The 821-nt window shown below is 33.7% G+C and carries 1 protein-coding gene; it reads left to right on the forward strand.

What is annotated here, in order from left to right:
• The first annotated feature begins 122 nt into the window (after positions 1-122).
• Positions 123-821: a replication initiation protein gene (locus IE142_RS39700; RefSeq protein WP_044111722.1), complete on the forward strand. Its 699-nt coding sequence runs from the start codon at positions 123-125 to the stop codon at positions 819-821.

Here is an 821-nt window from a genome sequence, read left to right on the forward strand (position 1 = left end):
GACGGTAATAGGCATAGAAATTTACGGTAATACTCACAAATTAGGCATAGAAAAAATAAAAGACTTGCCTTTAATTTAGGGATAGACTACTTTTTTGCCTATCCCATTAAGTAGGAAGCGACATGTCTGAGCTAATAGCATATAAATCCAATGCTTTGATTGAAGCTAGTTACAAACTAACTTTACAGGAACAGCGCTTGCTATTGATGTGTATTGGAAAGTTAAACCCTCTGGATAAAACTCCTCAAAAAACATTCAAAATTACATCTGGCGATTTCTATCTAGCATTTCCTGATATGGGAAAAAGTAATGCAGAACGACATTTAAAAGAAGCTATAGATAAGCTCGCTGAACGTTGGATATATATACAAAACAATAATGAAAGACGACGTATTCGCTGGATCCAAGAAGAAGCAGAATATTTTGAGGGTGAGGGAAAAATAGAAATTGTTTTTGCTGATTCCATAATGCCCTACTTAACTCAGCTTCAAGGTCAATTTACTAAAATTGTGATCAAAAATGTATCAACACTAAAAAGTGTCTATAGCATTCGTTTATATGAGTTATTAATGCAATTTAAAGTGATTGGCGATCGATTGATCAGCATTAATGATTTTCGCTCGATGCTAGGTTTGGACGAAAAAAAATACGCCACCTTCAAATCACTGAATCAATGGGTAATAAAACCAGCAATAAAAGAGTTAAACCAAAAAAGCAATCTATCTGTAACAGTTGATACAGTAAAAAAAGGCAGGAGTGTTTTTGCGCTACACTTTCACTTCAAAGAAGATCAACAAATAAAAATGATGTTAGAGGATTGA

It is taken from the genome of Streptomyces mutabilis (assembly GCF_014649815.1).
GTDB lineage: Bacteria > Actinomycetota > Actinomycetes > Streptomycetales > Streptomycetaceae > Streptomyces > Streptomyces mutabilis.